The following is a 14202-nucleotide window of genomic DNA, read 5'->3' on the forward strand; positions in this document are numbered from 1 at the left end:
GAAGAAAACGGGCAGAGTCTCGTGCGCCCCGTTTCATAAGTCGATATCAGGACGCTTGGGTTTTCACCTCAGCGCTTGCTTGGGCATCCGTTGCCACAGGTTCGACGGCAGGCAGGTGGCGGGCAATCATCCCGCGGTAAATGGCTGCGCCGAGGCAAGCACCCACGATGGGTGCAAAGATTGGAACCAGGAAATAAGGAATATCGCGTGCGCCGGTGAACGAAACTTCACCCCAGCCCGCAAAGAATGTCATCAGCTTAGGCCCGAAATCACGTGCAGGGTTCATTGCAAAGCCGGTCAATGGGCCCATCGAGCTGCCAATGACCGCAATCAGCAAGCCAATCAGCAAAGGTGCCATTGCCCCGCGTGGCAGGCCATTTTTATCATCCGTCAGGGCCATGATTACGCCCATCAGGATGGCCGTAATCACCACTTCCACGAGAAAGGCTTGCAGCGTCGACAGGGATGGATGCGGGTAAGTCGAGAAAACAGAAGCCAGTTCCAAGCTCTCTTTACTGCCGCGTACCATCTGATGGGCTTGTTCGTAATCGAAGAACAGGTTGCTGTACAGCGTGTACACAAGGGCAGCGGCGCAAAACGCACCTGCGACCTGCGCGAGGATATAAAAAGGCAATTTGCGTTTTTCAAAATCAGTGAACAGGCACAACGCGATGCTGACGGCCGGGTTCAGGTGGGCACCTGAAACGCCAGCCGTGAGATAAATCGCCATGCTCACGCCAATACCCCAGATGATGCTGATTTCCCATAAGCCAAAGCTTGCGCCCGCGACCTTGAGAGCCGCGACACAACCGGTGCCAAAGAAGATAAGAAGTGCGGTGCCGAGAAACTCGGCCATACACTGGCCTGAAAGCGTAGGGTGCTGCGATGCAGTCGTCATGTGAAACCTCATTTTTGTTGTTTTTTGACATCGTCAGTCAGGTGGCAGTGAAGCTGCACAAAAACCGGGAAATGCTTTTCCGTGTTTTTCGTGTGCTGGTAAATAGGAACATAATTTTGGCAGATATATTCAGAATCGAAAAAATATAGACAAGAAACACAACTGTCAAAGGTCGAAAGTGAACGAGCATTCACATTCTGACTTTTGCAGGATGTTTTGGTATTGGTTTTTCTGTAAGCAAAGACTACAAATCGGTAGGTCCAGATGTAACGATTCAGCCCGGATTCGAATTGGAACGCCCGTTCCAGCGCCTTTTCAGGCCTGAATTGCCCTAAAATCACCGGCGATTATGTGCCATTACCAAATGACAGGAATGCCAATGACCCCTGCACTGGATCTGCTGAAAAAAGTTCGCGCCGAGCATCGGATACACAGCTACGAGCATGACCCCAAAGCGGCATCCTACGGCCATGAAGCTGCGGAAAAGCTTGGTCTGGAGCCTGCTCAGGTGTTTAAGACGTTGCTGGCCAGCAGCGAAAAAGGTGAATTACTGGTCGCTGTGGTACCGGTCGTCGGAAGCCTGGATCTTAAAGCGCTTGCGCATGCCGCCGGGGTTAAAAAAGCTGAAATGGCTGACCCGGCGGCAGCGCAGCGATCGACAGGCTACTTATTGGGCGGGATCAGCCCTCTGGGGCAGAAGAAGCGCTTGCGTACTTTTATAGACAGCAGCGCTGAGGAGTTTGCGACGATTTATGTGAGCGCCGGGCGACGCGGGCTGGAGGTCGAATTGGCGCCCTCAGTGCTTGCAGAGCAGACCCGGGCAACCTTTGCGGCAATTGGAAGGGCTTGAAGCACCGGCGAGGTGACAGTCACGTCGCCGGTGTATCAGATGTTTCAGTGAACGTTGCTGAAACGTCTGACACCTGAGTCAGAGTGGGGAATTTGCGCAGCGGTGCTACCACTGGTTTGGAACATCACGAGGTGCTCAGCTGCAACACGAATGCCCACTTCTGCGCCTGGAAGATGGTCGACGTGGCTCGGGAAAATCGACTCCAGCTGACTGCCTGTCGACAGTTGCAAGCGATACAGCGTCGATGCGCCGAGGAAGGTCTTGCCGATGATTCTGGCTTTCAGGTCGCTGTCCGGCGCATAGACGATATCGTCCGGGCGCAGCAGCACATCGACGGCGCCACCCGTTGGCCATGTGTATGCGCGGTTGCCCTGCAGGACACCCAGCTCCGTTTGCACGGACTCCGGGCTCAGTAACTGGCCGCGAATGAAGTAACCCTGGCCAATAAAGCTCGCCACGTAAGGTGTCAGCGGTTCGTGGTAAAGGTTGTAAGGCGTATCCCACTGTTCCAGCCTGCCTTCTTTGAACACGCCAACGTGATCACTTACGGCGAAGGCTTCTTCCTGATCGTGTGTCACCAAAATCGCGCTGGTGCCGCGTGCTTTCAAAATATCCCGCACTTCATGGCTCAGCTTGCGACGTAACTCACCATCCAGATTGGAGAACGGCTCATCCAGCAGAAGCAATTGTGGCTCCGGCGCAAGGGCGCGAGCCAGTGCAACGCGCTGCTGTTGCCCCCCAGAAAGCTCATGGGGGAAACGCTTGCCGAGGTTTTTCAGGTTGACCAGTTCAAGCAGTTCTTCCGTCACACGGTCTTTGTTCGGCAGTTTGCGAATACCGAAGGCAATGTTGTCGGCCACGCTGAGGTGAGGAAATAGCGCGTAGTCCTGAAACACCATACCTATACGACGTTTCTCCGGCGCGAGGGTAAAGCCTGCGCTGGAAATGATCTCGCCACCCAGCTGGATTTCACCTTGATGGATCGGTTCAAAGCCTGCGATTGCACGCAGAGTGGTCGTCTTGCCGCACCCCGAAGAGCCCAGCAGGCAACCGATGTCGCCGGCATTGAGGTGCAGATTGAGGTTTTGTACAACGCTTTGGCCTTGGTACCCACAGGCCAGATCGCGAAGGTTAAGCAGAAGAGGTTGACTCATGCGTGGTGGTACGCCGGTTGTACAAGGAATTCGAGCAACGCTTTTTGCGCGTGCAAACGGTTTTCAGCCTGGTCCCATGCGACTGAGCGCGGATCGTCCAGCAGGTCCTCGCTGATTTCTTCCCCACGGTGCGCGGGTAAGCAGTGCATGAACAGTACATCGTCGGCCGCCAGATCAAGCAGTGCCTTGTTAACTTGATAAGGCGCGAACTGCTGCAGACGCTTGGCAGTCTCTTCTTCCTGGCCCATGGAGGTCCAGACATCGGTGCTGACAAGGTGGGCGCCTGCGACAGCATCTTGCGGCGCACGCACGATGGTCACGCGCTCGCCTGCCTGGGCCACGAGCTCGGCATTGGGTTCGTAGCCTTCCGGGCAGGCGATGCGCAGGTGGAAGTCGAACTGAGTGGCGGCTTCTATATAGCTATTGCACATATTGTTGCCGTCACCGATCCAGGCCACGGTTTTGCCTTTGATCGAACCGCGGTGTTCCAGAAACGTTTGCATGTCAGCCAACAATTGGCAGGGGTGCAAATCGTCTGAGAGGCCGTTGATCACCGGGACGCGAGAATTGGCAGCAAATTCTGTAAGGGTGCTGTGGGCAAAGGTACGGATCATGACGGCATCCAGCATGCGCGACATAACAATCGCGCAGTCGCCGATGGGTTCACCGCGGCCCAGTTGGGTATCACGAGGCGAGAGGAAAATGGCCTGACCGCCGAGCTGAATCATACCCGCCTCGAATGACAAACGGGTGCGGGTCGATGACTTTTCAAAAATCATACCTAGCACACGGTTTTTCAGAGGTTCGAAAAGTACGCCGCGGTTGCGCAGGTCCTTGAGCTCGATGCCTCGACGAATCACGCTGATTAGCTCTTCGGGCGTGCAATCCATCAGGGAGAGAAAGTGCCTTGCGCTCATCATTAACTACCTTTTTTTACAACGACTGCAGATGCTCAAAGCCGGATTTTTCAGGAAAACGGGCGAGACCTGCGGCGTTAGCCGCACCGGGCGACGAAATAGGGGAAGGCGCGATCTTATAAGGAAATGTCGCGTCTTGCCAATAAGGGTGTTGTTTGGGGGGTGTCAGGCGATGGGCAAGCGGCATGAGCGCGTGCCTTGAAATCACTAATGGGTGGTTTACCTGCCCCCTCAGCTGCTCATTTGTACACTGCCCCACCCGGGGTTGGCAATTATGGGCAGCAGAAGCAGACTATTGTCGGTGGGGGAGACCGAGCGTGGTGCTTGGGTTTCCGTTACAATGCGCCACCGTGCCGACAACTGAGTCGGAAAGTTCAGCCGAGGTGCTCCATGGATATCATCGAAACTATCAAAGAACAGATTGCCAACAACACCGTTCTGCTCTACATGAAAGGCTCACCGAATGCCCCACAGTGCGGCTTTTCGGCGAAAGCTGCTCAGGCCGTTATGGGCTGTGGTGAAAAGTTCGCTTACGTGGACATCCTGCAGAATCCGGAAATTCGCGCCAACTTGCCAAAGTACGCCAATTGGCCAACCTTCCCGCAATTGTGGGTCGGTGGTGAGCTGGTCGGCGGCAGCGACATCATGGCGGAGATGTTTGCCAATGGTGAGTTGCAAACCCTGATCAAAGAGGCAGCCGCTAAAGCCGCTGCAGCCAAGACCGAAGCGTAACGGTCTTTGCGCGCTGATTTGAATAAATTAGCGCGCATTAAAAACCCCGCCACTGTTAAACAGGGCGGGGTTTTTTATTGAATGAGAGGCTGTTTATTCGCCCATCTGCGATTGCAGATAATTCTCAAGGCCTACTTTATCAATCAGGCCAAGCTGAGTTTCGAGCCAGTCAATATGCTCTTCTTCGGACGCCAGAATGTCTTCAAGAAGTTCTCGGCTACCAAAGTCACCCACAACTTCGCAATGTGCGATGGCTGCTTTGAGATCGGCGTGACCGGTGCGCTCGATGCGCAGGTCGCACTCAAGCATTTCCTTGGTGTGCTCGCCGATATGCAGCTTGCCCAGATCCTGTACGTTCGGCAGACCTTCCAGAAAGAGGATGCGTTTGATCAGCTTGTCCGCGTGCTTCATCTCATCGATGGACTCGTGGTATTCGTGTGCACCCAACTTTTCCAGGCCCCAGTCTTGATACATGCGCGCATGTAAAAAGTACTGATTGATTGCGACCAGCTCGTTGCCGAGGATTTTATTGAGGTGCTGAATGACTGAAATGTCGCCTTTCATCGCGAGGGCCTGCCTTCATTAACTGTATATGCGCAAGAGTTTGATCCGCACACTTACAGCTGTCAAACCTAAGTATTTGAATACTCTATTAAAATTAATCGGAATAAGAATGTTTGTATTCCGCGTCTAGACCCTAAGCACTTGAATTCAAGGCATAAAAAAACCGGACATTACGTCCGGTTCTCTTTAAAAGGCGAAATCACGCGACTGAAAATTCTGCCGGGTAACTCATGGCTGCCTGACTGGCTTGCAGGGAAGTCAGGGTTTCGCGCACCACTTGCTTGGCCAAGCACGCACATTTGCCACACTGACTGGCAACACCGGTCGCTTCGCGCACTTCACGGTAGCTGCAGCAACCTTCATAGATTGCGTCTCGAATTTTTCCATCAGTGACGCCAGTGCAGAGGCAAACGTACATAAATAAGAACCATCGCTGGTTGGGATTCAATGCGAAGGATCTTAATGTTAACGAGAATGATTGTCAAAGCAACTTGTGTCTCGATTGCGTGTTTAACTCCCGACGCTGACGAACGGTGCGGCGCTCAACCCTCTTGGGTGTAAAAAAATGGGGGAGGCCGGACCCGACGACCGGTGTATGATGGCCGATCTTTTTTCATGCGCGAGCTGATTGTTAACCGTGTCATTACCCATGACTGGCCAGCTCCCGTTTACCACGCTGCACATCAGGAGATATCCATGAGCGTACTCGTAGGCAAACAAGCCCCTGACTTCACCGTCGCCGCCGTTTTGGGCAATGGCGAAATCGTTGACAGCTTCACGCTGTCCACCGCCATCAAAGGCAAATACGGCCTGGTGTTCTTCTACCCGCTGGACTTCACGTTCGTTTGCCCGTCCGAGCTGATTGCTCTGGATCACCGCATTCCTGAGTTCAAAGCGCGTAACGTGGAAGTGGTAGCAGTCTCCATCGACTCCCACTTCACCCATAACGCATGGCGCAACACGCCGGTAAACAACGGCGGTATCGGTCAGGTGCAATACACCATGGCTGCCGACATGAAGCACGAAATCTGCAAAGCCTACGATGTTGAATCCGAAGGTGGCGTAGCTTTCCGTGGCGCATTCCTGATCGACGACAAAGGCATTGTTCGTTCGCAGATCGTCAACGACCTGCCTCTGGGCCGTAACATGGACGAACTGCTGCGTCTGGTTGACGCTCTGCAATTCCATGAGGAGCACGGCGAAGTTTGCCCGGCCAACTGGAAAAAAGGCGACAAAGGCATGACCGCTTCTACTGCGGGCGTAGCGGCGTACCTGTCCGAGAATGCTGACAAGTTGTAAGCGTCAGTCAAAGGGCATAAAAAAACCGGACGCACTGTCCGGTTTTTTTATGTGCGATAGAAAGTGTCAGACTCAGTCGTCGAAATCTTTCCAGCCGCCCATTTGTTTCCAGCTGTTGACGATGCCACAGAACAGCTCAGCTGTTTTTTCAGTGTCGTACCGCGCTGAGTGAGCTTCGCGACCATCGAAATCGATGTCCGCGGCCTGACAGGCTTTCGCGAGCACCGTCTGGCCGTAAGCCAGACCCGCCAACGTAGCCGTGTCGAAACTCGAGAAGGGGTGGAACGGGTTGCGCTTCATGTCCAGTCGAGCGACGGCCGCATTCAAAAAGCCGAGGTCGAAGCTGCTGTTATGTCCCACCAGGATTGCGCGCTTGCAGCCATTGGCTTTCAAGGCTTTGCGAACACCGCGGAAGATATCGGTCAGGGCCGTTTCTTCGCTGACGGCCATGCGCAACGGGTGATCCAGCTTGATACCTGTAAACTCGAGCGCCGCAGGCTCAATGTTGGCGCCTTCGAACGGCTCCACGCGATGGAAATAGGTGTGTTCAGGGAACACGAAGCCTTTCTCGTCCATGCCGATCGTTACGGCCGCGATTTCCAGCAATGCATCGGTCGCACTGTTGAAGCCGCCGGTTTCAACGTCAATAACTACCGGCAGGTAGCCGCGAAAACGTTCCGCCATCGGGTGACGCGGTCCGCCATGCCCGCCTTCATGTTCGTCGTCGAAATGGTCGTCACTCACAGCTGTTCCTCCAGCAGGCGCCAGCGCAGTTTTTCACCGGCGCGCAGCGGGATTACGGTCAGCTCGCCAAACGGCAGGCTGGTTGGGGCGGTCCACTCCTGGCGAACCAAGGTGATTTGTTCGGTGCTCGGCGCCAATCCGTAGAAGCGTGGGCCGTTCAAGCTGGCAAAAGCTTCCAGCTTGTCCAGCGCATTGCGCTGTTCAAAAGCTTCGGCGTACAGCTCGATGGCGGCGTACGAGGTGTAGCAACCGGCGCAGCCGCACGCCGCTTCTTTGGCGTGCTGGGCATGGGGTGCCGAGTCAGTCCCGAGGAAGAATTTCTCGCTGCCGCTGGTTGCAGCATCCAGCAGGGCTTCCTGATGGGTGTTGCGCTTGAGAATCGGCAGGCAGTAAAAGTGCGGGCGTATACCACCCACCAACATGTGGTTGCGGTTGTAGAGCAGGTGGTGAGCAGTAATCGTCGCGCCGACGTGGGTTGAAGCTTCGTTGACAAATTGCACGGCGTCAGCCGTGGTGATGTGTTCGAACACAACTTTGAGTGTCGGAAAACGATCTACGACGCGGCGCATGTGCTCGTCGATGAAGATTTTCTCGCGATCGAAGATATCCACGTTAGCGCGCGTCACTTCGCCGTGAATCAACAAGGGCATGCCGACTTCAGCCATGGTTTCCAGAACAGGGAAAATAGCGTCGATACTGGTGACACCAGAGTCGGAGTTGGTCGTTGCACCTGCAGGATAAAGCTTTGCAGCGTGTACGAAGCCACTGGATTTTGCTGCGCGAATGTCTTCAGGCTGCGTGCGATCAGTCAGATACAGCACCATCAGCGGCTCGAAGCGGCTACCCGCAGGGCGAGCGGCCAAAATACGCTGTCGATAGGCATCAGCTTCGGCTGCGTTACGCACCGGAGGCACCAGGTTGGGCATGATGATGGCGCGGCCAAAAGTGCGCGCTACATCCGCGACAGTGTGAGGCAACACAGCACCATCGCGAAGATGTATGTGCCAGTCATCGGGACGCAGAAGGGTCAGGCGGTCGGACATTGGGGATTCCAGGCGGGTCAAACTGAGGCGAATCCTACCGGAAAACACTCTGTCAGGCACTCGCTATCAAGTTTTGCGGCGCTTAACCGATATCTTTTGAGAATGCCGTCTATCTGTTTGCTGTTTTTTTGCAGTACAAGCCTGTGGAGCCGCCCGTGCGCCAGCGTTATCTAGCCCTACTCAGTATGTTTGCCAGCCTGCCTGCCATGGCCCTGACTTTCCAGACGCGTCTGGAGAATATCGAGTGGAAGGTGGAAGGTGACAAATTCGAGTGCCGTCTTATCCAGCCGATCACGGACTTCGGGTCTGGCGTATTCGTGCGCCGCGCGGGTGAACAAGCTATTTTTCGCCTCAATGCCTTCAACGCTTTGTTGGGTGAAGGTTCTGCTACGTTGTTGGCGGCCGCTGCACCTTGGCAGCCGGGGCGTGGAGATATCAATCTTGGATCTGTCCGGATTGGTCGGGGTCAAGTGCTGTTCAGCAGTTCTCAGACTCAGGCCTCCAGCCTCGTGCGGGGCTTGCTGGAGGGGCGTACTCCCTTAGTCAGGCATTATTCTTCGACCGGCGGAACGTCTGAAGTTCGCTTGCTTCCTGTTAAGTTTCGCCAGGCGTACAGCGATTACGAGGCTTGTACGGCCAAGTTGTTACCCAAAAATTTCGAGCAGGTTCGTCAAAGTCAGATTGGTTTTCCGGGCGGCGGGATTGATCTGGACAATCAGGCGCGGGCAAACCTGCTGGTTATGGTGGAATATATGAAGGCAGATCCTTCGGTCAATCATGTCACGCTGGATGGGCACTCGGACAATTCCGGTAACCGTCTGACCAATCGTGACTTGTCACGACGCAGAGCGCTGGCCGTCATGGATTTCTTCAAGGAAAACGGCATTCAAGAGTCGCAAATCACACTCCGGTTTCATGGTGAGCAATACCCGTTGGTGCGTAACTCCAGTGCTGCGAATCGTGCAAAAAATCGCCGTGTCAGTGTGCGGCTTGAGCGGGTTCCCGCGCCGGAAAAAACGACTCCTCCTGCAAATACGACCCACCCTGCTAACGTCTCTTAAAGCAGACACCGTCGTCGCCCTAATGAAAGTAACTGTCGCTTTGTCGTCTTAAGCTGTCGCGCCTCTGTAATTTATGCAACTTGAGCGGTAGACTGTTCGGCTTTTCGAACAACCCGTGGAGTGATGGCATGGCGGACGTAAACAAGGTCGTTCTGGCTTATTCGGGCGGCCTGGACACTTCGGTGATCCTGAAGTGGCTGCAGGATACTTATAACTGTGAAGTCGTAACCTTTACCGCTGACCTGGGTCAGGGCGAAGAGGTCGAACCTGCACGTGCCAAGGCGCAAGCCATGGGCGTCAAGGAAATCTATATTGACGACCTGCGCGAAGAGTTTGTTCGAGACTTCGTGTTCCCGATGTTCCGTGCCAATACTGTTTACGAAGGCGAGTACCTGCTGGGTACCTCCATCGCTCGTCCGCTGATTGCCAAACGCCTGATTGAAATCGCTAACGAAACGGGCGCTGATGCCATTTCCCACGGTGCCACAGGTAAAGGTAACGATCAGGTGCGCTTCGAGCTTGGCGCCTACGCACTGAAACCCGGCGTTAAGGTGATTGCGCCCTGGCGTGAATGGGATCTGCTCTCGCGTGAAAAATTGATGGATTACGCTGAAAAGCATGCAATCCCAATCGAACGCCACGGTAAGAAAAAATCCCCTTACTCCATGGACGCTAACCTGCTGCATATCTCGTACGAGGGCGGTGTGCTGGAAGACACCTGGACTGAGCACGAAGAAGAAATGTGGCGCTGGACCAAGTCACCTGAAGACGCACCCAATACGCCGACGTATCTGGAATTGACCTACCGCAATGGTGACATCGTGGCGTTGGACGGTGTTGAAATGACGCCTGCTACGGTATTGGCTACCCTGAACCGCATTGGCGGCGAAAACGGTATCGGTCGCCTGGATATCGTTGAAAACCGCTACGTGGGCATGAAGTCCCGCGGCTGTTACGAAACCCCGGGCGGCACCATCATGCTGCGTGCTCACCGTGCGATTGAGTCGATTACGCTGGACCGTGAAGTGGCGCACTTGAAAGATGAGTTGATGCCTAAATACGCCAGCCTGATTTACACCGGTTACTGGTGGAGCCCTGAGCGCGTCATGTTGCAGCAGATGATTGATGCCTCCCAAGCTCACGTGAACGGTGTCGTTCGTCTAAAACTCTACAAAGGTAATGTCATCGTCACCGGTCGTAAGTCTGATCAGTCGTTGTTCGATGCGAATATCGCAACCTTTGAAGAAGATGGTGGCGCTTACAACCAGGCCGATGCTGCAGGTTTTATCAAACTGAATGCACTGCGCATGCGTATTGCGGCGAATAAGGGTCGTACGTTGTTCTGATCGACTACGCCTGTTGAAAAAAAAGCCCCGGCCAATGGTCGGGGCTTTTTTTTAAAGCGCTTTTGAAGTGCCAATAATTTCAATGTGTCATGCTCAGTGAGTCAGTGTCGGTGTTGTAGGTGAAAACAGTGGTTGTGTCCCCTAAGTGAGTCTTCTTATAGCTCAGCGCTGAGAGCGGGTATTTATTTATTAACTCGCTGACATGGCTGTTAATTAACAGAATAAGCACCTTGTTTTTATCGGCTGAGTTTTTTGATGAGATCATGTTTCTGTAAATGGTTGAAAGAACCTCCTCAAGATCATGCTTGCTTGTAAGGACTTCATCTGAATGAGTCAGGTTAGCGACCTGCAACCCGTCTGTTATGGTCCTTTTAAAGGTTTTGTATTTGGCCGATTCTGGCTCTTTATGCCGTTTGGTGGCTTCGCTCAGGCCCTTTTTTGTGCCTTGTTTGTGTGTGGATGACTGGGCGTGCGTATGGCTCTGAGGCAGCAGTACAAGGTTTTGCGGGGTGCAAAAGCTCAATCTTATGTCCGACCGGTCGGTTATTTTTTTGGGTGGTGATTTTAAATGTGGGAGTGGTTTGTTTTCACGCTCTTTTCTTGGGTTTGTCGACTCAATATTTGTGTCCAGAAAGTGTTTCTCGTTCGAGAAATCGGAGGGTGAGTAAAGCGTTCTGTTATTGAAGTTCAATGTAATAAAGAAAAGGATAACCAGTGCGATCGGGAATGCGACCAAAAACCAGACATAGATTTCCTGATTCTCCTTGTTTATGTACGGCAGGGAAACGGATGCCGAGGCTTGCGTCAGTATTGAAAAAATCGCAATTACAGTCAGCGGATTTTTTGTAGTGGGTTTACTCGTAAGCATAAGGGAACCTGCTTGTCTGAAAAGGCCTCAATTGATGAAAGAAGACAAATGTAATCGTAAAAATTATTTTTTGTCTGAGTTTATTGTCGGGCCTTGAGTGATTTAAATAATGTGTCTATTTACAAAGTTAGCTGTGAGATTTTGAATGCGCAAGGTTTACTTGGGTCGCGCCGGCGGGGAGCATACGCTGCGCTATTTTGTTCGTTAGTTGTAGTCTATGTCTCGAGTCAAAGAGGGAGTTATTACAGGGTAGTCAATTTCAAACAGTAGGATGATGAATGCCTATAGAGGTGTCTAGCTGGGTTGTTGTGATATGTTTCGTAAAAAATAGAGTTAATTGATTCCTGCATATTTTTCCTAATGACCTGTAGTACCTTTCCTTAAGTGATAATTTGAAATACTTTCATGAGAAATAAGAGTAGATTTTGCTGCGTGAAATTAAATGTGTCAGGCGGCACATAAGAGCATGCTAGTGTGGTTCGCCTACATATTTTAAGAGTTTTTCTGTAATGCTATTTATGTGGCATCAACGGCTCCAGACGTATTTTCATGTCTGTACGTGTTGTCATGACGAATATTGTTGATATAAGGTTTGTCACAAGTAACTGATTGTGGCTCCGATCCCTGGAACACGAAGGTGCTTGTGTCAATTCGAAAACGGGAGGGATCTCAGGACGTAAATGACATGTATGGTGTTACGTCGAAGTGTCGCTTGCGTAAGTGCGATGGAATTGCAATAAAACACTCGTTTGATTAATCGTGTATCCGTACAGGCTGTGGGATACGGTTTTATTTTGTGAGGGTGTCCACGCTTTGTTGGGCGGGAAGCTTTTCTTTAGAGCAGTTTTTTGTAGGGAAAATCGTTATTTTATGTAGGTGATGTCTTTGGCTGTTAGTGCTCGGGGGGGGGCGCTATGCCCAGGGTGTTACGACTAGGCTATTGTGCTGACTCTAAAAATTCGAACAGCGAAAATTGGAATTACCCATGAATAAAGTGCTGATCGTGGATGATCATCCCGTGATCCGTCTTGCTGTACGTATGCTCATGGAACGACATGGCTATGAAGTCGTTGCTGAGACGGATAACGGTGTGGACGCATTACAACTTGCGCGTGAACATGCGCCGGATATTGTGATACTCGACATAGGAATACCTAAACTGGACGGGCTTGAGGTGATTGCTCGTCTATCAACTCCGGCGCTACCTGTGAAAGTGCTGGTTTTAACTTCACAAGCGCCGGGACATTTTTCCATGCGTTGCATGCAAGCCGGGGCGGCGGGATATGTGTGCAAGCAGCAGGATCTGACAGAGTTGCTCAGTGCAATAAAGGCTGTATTGTCGGGATACAGTTACTTTCCTAATCAAGCATTGCACTCTGTGCGCACCAGTCTTGGAAATGCCAGTGAAGCCGATATGGTCAATCGCTTGTCGGGCAGGGAGATGATGGTGCTGCAACAATTGGCTCGCGGAAAAAGTAACAAGGACATCGCGGACGGGATGTTCTTGAGTAACAAAACCGTCAGTACCTATAAGACACGCTTGTTATTGAAACTTAACGCTCGCTCACTGGTTGACCTGATCGAGCTTGCTCAGCGCAACGGTTTAGTGTGAACGGCGGCACCAGTAAGTTTCACGTCTAGACGGCTATCTCGCTTGTATGGCGGGATAGCCGTTTGCTCAGGCCCCATGATTAAAATAGCCTCCTTGGGCAACAGGAGGCTTTTCAGCTCATCAAAGATCAAAGTCATAATCTGATAGCTGCTTCTGGAGTCTTCTCTCTTCCAGAAGGTTATCAATGGTTCTGCGTTTGGCGAGATTGGTCTTCGCAACCTCTGGGGGAGGGACTACCTCCTCTTGCTCGTCTGAGACAAGCTCATCGTCTACATCCAATTCTTCTTTGCCAGTGCTCATTCTGCTCACTCCAGACCAAGACAGCTATTGGCGCTCCTTATAGCGACAAATGTCGCAAGGGTAAAAAAGTTTTTCTCAATCGATCAGCCCATAAAATCACTATCGCTCAATCATCAGAGGTTTTCTGCTTGAACTCGCACAGGTCTTCGATTCGACAGCTCCCACATCTAGGCTTGCGAGCCTGACAAACATAGCGTCCATGCAGAATCAACCAATGGTGCGCATCCAGTAGGTAGGGCTTGGGTACGAACTTCATTAATTGCTTTTCGACCTCCACCACATTCTTGCCCGGTGCGATGCCGGTGCGGTTGCTCACTCGAAAAATATGGGTATCGACTGCCATGGCCAATTGCCTGAATGCGGTGTTTAGCACCACATTCGCAGTTTTACGGCCGACACCTGGAAGTGCTTCGAGCGCCTCCCGTGTCTGAGGCACCTGGCTGTCATGTCGCTCGATGAGTAATCGGCAGGCTTCAATCACGTTCTTGGCCTTGCTGTTATACAAACCGATGGTCTTGATGTACTCCGACAACCCTTCCACACCCAGAGCGTAGATGGCTTCTGGCGTATTCGCGACCGGAAACAATTTGGCCATCGCCTTGTTGACGCTCACATCGGTTGCCTGCGCGGACAAAATGACCGCGATTAGCAATTCGAAAGGTGATGAGTAAGCCAACTCCGTTTTAGGCTCAGGATTGTCTTCGTGAAATCGACGAAATATTTCAAGGCGCTTTGCGGCGTTCATGAGTAAGGGCGTTTCCTGATGTGCTGTCTGTCCAAGCGCTGTTGGGACAGTTGGGTCTCGGTCTGAGAA

16 protein-coding genes are annotated in these 14202 nt (G+C 52.4%); 6 read left to right on the plus strand and 10 right to left on the minus strand.

Annotated elements, in window-relative coordinates; translation table 11 throughout:
• Nucleotides 1-46: 46 nt before the first annotated feature.
• Entirely contained in the window at nt 47-898 is an 852-nt protein-coding gene (locus HBN61_RS03300) for an MIP/aquaporin family protein (protein WP_047273992.1), read from the minus strand.
• Nucleotides 899-1277: 379 nt separating this feature from the next.
• On the opposite strand from HBN61_RS03300, the gene ybaK reads away from it, so the two are divergent.
• Nucleotides 1278-1748 (plus strand): Cys-tRNA(Pro) deacylase, encoded by a 471-nt coding sequence (ybaK, locus tag HBN61_RS03305; RefSeq protein ID WP_094993782.1) that lies wholly within the window; start codon nt 1278-1280, stop codon nt 1746-1748.
• 44 nt (nt 1749-1792) lie between these two features.
• On the opposite strand, the gene HBN61_RS03310 is transcribed toward ybaK, so the two are convergent.
• Both HBN61_RS03310 and argF read right to left on the minus strand, forming a co-directional pair.
• Nucleotides 1793-2902, minus strand: coding sequence for an ABC transporter ATP-binding protein (locus HBN61_RS03310; RefSeq protein ID WP_094993783.1), 1110 nt, complete (start codon nt 2900-2902; stop codon nt 1793-1795).
• Entirely contained in the window at nt 2899-3819 is a 921-nt protein-coding gene (argF, locus tag HBN61_RS03315) for an ornithine carbamoyltransferase (protein WP_169963208.1), read from the minus strand. Before argF ends, HBN61_RS03310 begins: the two co-directional genes overlap by 4 nt.
• A gap of 390 nt (nt 3820-4209) precedes the next feature.
• Here argF and grxD point away from each other — a divergent pair, with 390 nt between their 5' ends.
• Complete coding sequence (gene grxD, locus HBN61_RS03320; protein ID WP_094993785.1) at nt 4210-4551, plus strand: Grx4 family monothiol glutaredoxin; 342 nt, start codon at nt 4210-4212, stop codon at nt 4549-4551.
• Nucleotides 4552-4644: 93 nt separating this feature from the next.
• Here grxD and bfr read toward each other — a convergent pair whose 3' ends face one another.
• Nucleotides 4645-5115: a bacterioferritin gene (gene bfr, locus HBN61_RS03325; RefSeq protein WP_094993786.1), complete on the minus strand. Its 471-nt coding sequence runs from the start codon at nt 5113-5115 to the stop codon at nt 4645-4647.
• Between the two features lie 199 nt (nt 5116-5314).
• Nucleotides 5315-5533 (minus strand): bacterioferritin-associated ferredoxin, encoded by a 219-nt coding sequence (locus HBN61_RS03330; RefSeq protein ID WP_094993787.1) that lies wholly within the window; start codon nt 5531-5533, stop codon nt 5315-5317.
• A gap of 278 nt (nt 5534-5811) precedes the next feature.
• Here HBN61_RS03330 and HBN61_RS03335 point away from each other — a divergent pair, with 278 nt between their 5' ends.
• The gene (locus HBN61_RS03335; protein WP_047274004.1) at nt 5812-6414 is read left to right on the plus strand and encodes a peroxiredoxin; all 603 of its coding nucleotides are present in this window, start codon (nt 5812-5814) and stop codon (nt 6412-6414) included.
• A gap of 72 nt (nt 6415-6486) precedes the next feature.
• Here HBN61_RS03335 and rnt read toward each other — a convergent pair whose 3' ends face one another.
• Together rnt and pyrC are read right to left on the minus strand one after the other, a co-directional pair.
• Nucleotides 6487-7158 carry a ribonuclease T gene (rnt, locus tag HBN61_RS03340; RefSeq protein WP_094993788.1) on the minus strand — a complete coding sequence of 224 codons (672 nt, stop codon included), beginning with the start codon at nt 7156-7158 and terminating at the stop codon, nt 6487-6489.
• Nucleotides 7155-8201 carry a dihydroorotase gene (gene pyrC / locus HBN61_RS03345; RefSeq protein WP_170046171.1) on the minus strand — a complete coding sequence of 349 codons (1047 nt, stop codon included), beginning with the start codon at nt 8199-8201 and terminating at the stop codon, nt 7155-7157. The genes rnt and pyrC overlap by 4 nt, the downstream gene beginning before the upstream one ends.
• Nucleotides 8202-8356: 155 nt before the next feature.
• Between pyrC and HBN61_RS03350 the strand changes: the two genes are divergently transcribed.
• Together HBN61_RS03350 and HBN61_RS03355 are read left to right on the plus strand one after the other, a co-directional pair.
• Entirely contained in the window at nt 8357-9262 is a 906-nt protein-coding gene (locus tag HBN61_RS03350) for an OmpA family protein (RefSeq protein WP_170046172.1), read from the plus strand.
• Between the two features lie 128 nt (nt 9263-9390).
• On the plus strand, nt 9391-10608 hold the full coding sequence (locus tag HBN61_RS03355) for an argininosuccinate synthase (RefSeq protein ID WP_094993791.1): 1218 nt from the start codon (nt 9391-9393) through the stop codon (nt 10606-10608).
• A gap of 79 nt (nt 10609-10687) precedes the next feature.
• Here the strand turns inward: HBN61_RS03355 and HBN61_RS03360 are convergent, their stop codons facing one another.
• Nucleotides 10688-11476: a hypothetical protein gene (locus tag HBN61_RS03360; RefSeq protein ID WP_170046173.1), complete on the minus strand. Its 789-nt coding sequence runs from the start codon at nt 11474-11476 to the stop codon at nt 10688-10690.
• Nucleotides 11477-12461: 985 nt separating this feature from the next.
• On the opposite strand from HBN61_RS03360, the gene HBN61_RS03365 reads away from it, so the two are divergent.
• Entirely contained in the window at nt 12462-13088 is a 627-nt protein-coding gene (locus HBN61_RS03365) for a response regulator transcription factor (RefSeq protein WP_047274014.1), read from the plus strand.
• A 120-nt stretch (nt 13089-13208) separates the two neighbouring features.
• Here HBN61_RS03365 and HBN61_RS03370 read toward each other — a convergent pair whose 3' ends face one another.
• The gene (locus HBN61_RS03370; RefSeq protein ID WP_094993643.1) at nt 13209-13388 is read right to left on the minus strand and encodes a PA3496 family putative envelope integrity protein; all 180 of its coding nucleotides are present in this window, start codon (nt 13386-13388) and stop codon (nt 13209-13211) included.
• 106 nt (nt 13389-13494) lie between these two features.
• Entirely contained in the window at nt 13495-14133 is a 639-nt protein-coding gene (nth, locus tag HBN61_RS03375) for an endonuclease III (RefSeq protein WP_094993642.1), read from the minus strand.
• Nucleotides 14134-14202 lie beyond the last annotated feature (69 nt).

It is taken from the genome of Pseudomonas sp. WS 5071 (assembly GCF_012985765.1).
GTDB lineage: Bacteria > Pseudomonadota > Gammaproteobacteria > Pseudomonadales > Pseudomonadaceae > Aquipseudomonas > Aquipseudomonas lundensis_A.

Bases quoted from the DNA above. Each gene is read 5' to 3' on its own strand.
- HBN61_RS03300 (WP_047273992.1), bottom strand. From the start codon at position 898: ATGACGACTGCATCGCAGCACCCTACGCTTTCAGGCCAGTGTATGGCC.
- ybaK (WP_094993782.1), top strand. From the start codon at position 1,278: ATGACCCCTGCACTGGATCTGCTGAAAAAAGTTCGCGCCGAGCATCGG.
- HBN61_RS03310 (WP_094993783.1), bottom strand. From the start codon at position 2,902: ATGAGTCAACCTCTTCTGCTTAACCTTCGCGATCTGGCCTGTGGGTAC.
- argF (WP_169963208.1), bottom strand. From the start codon at position 3,819: ATGAGCGCAAGGCACTTTCTCTCCCTGATGGATTGCACGCCCGAAGAG.
- grxD (WP_094993785.1), top strand. From the start codon at position 4,210: ATGGATATCATCGAAACTATCAAAGAACAGATTGCCAACAACACCGTT.
- bfr (WP_094993786.1), bottom strand. From the start codon at position 5,115: ATGAAAGGCGACATTTCAGTCATTCAGCACCTCAATAAAATCCTCGGC.
- HBN61_RS03330 (WP_094993787.1), bottom strand. From the start codon at position 5,533: ATGTACGTTTGCCTCTGCACTGGCGTCACTGATGGAAAAATTCGAGAC.
- HBN61_RS03335 (WP_047274004.1), top strand. From the start codon at position 5,812: ATGAGCGTACTCGTAGGCAAACAAGCCCCTGACTTCACCGTCGCCGCC.
- pyrC (WP_170046171.1), bottom strand. From the start codon at position 8,201: ATGTCCGACCGCCTGACCCTTCTGCGTCCCGATGACTGGCACATACAT.
- HBN61_RS03355 (WP_094993791.1), top strand. From the start codon at position 9,391: ATGGCGGACGTAAACAAGGTCGTTCTGGCTTATTCGGGCGGCCTGGAC.
- HBN61_RS03360 (WP_170046173.1), bottom strand. From the start codon at position 11,476: ATGCTTACGAGTAAACCCACTACAAAAAATCCGCTGACTGTAATTGCG.
- HBN61_RS03365 (WP_047274014.1), top strand. From the start codon at position 12,462: ATGAATAAAGTGCTGATCGTGGATGATCATCCCGTGATCCGTCTTGCT.
- HBN61_RS03370 (WP_094993643.1), bottom strand. From the start codon at position 13,388: ATGAGCACTGGCAAAGAAGAATTGGATGTAGACGATGAGCTTGTCTCA.
- nth (WP_094993642.1), bottom strand. From the start codon at position 14,133: ATGAACGCCGCAAAGCGCCTTGAAATATTTCGTCGATTTCACGAAGAC.